A 219-nucleotide genomic window follows, 5' to 3' on the forward strand; every position below is an offset into this window, starting at 1 on the left:
CCGCCCATACGCTCTACAATTACTTCATCAGCCACATCAAATTCTATAACGTGATCAACCACTACGCCATTTTCTTTCATTGCTTCTGCTTGTGGAATGGTGCGTGGGAAGCCATCAAGTAAATAACCTTTTTCACAATCAGCTTTAGCAATACGCTCTTTAACTAAACCGATAATTATATCGTCAGAAATTAACTGACCTGCATCCATTACTTTTTTT

General features: G+C 38.4%; 1 protein-coding gene. It reads right to left on the minus strand.

The annotated features are described in order from the left end of the window. Window positions 1-219, minus strand: a 219-nt coding sequence (locus V6260_RS19030; protein ID WP_341595609.1) for a nucleoside monophosphate kinase, incomplete at both ends; no start/stop codon positions are given.

The organism is Pseudoalteromonas aliena (genome assembly GCF_038155085.1).
In the GTDB taxonomy this organism is placed as follows: Bacteria; Pseudomonadota; Gammaproteobacteria; order Enterobacterales; family Alteromonadaceae; genus Pseudoalteromonas; species Pseudoalteromonas aliena_A.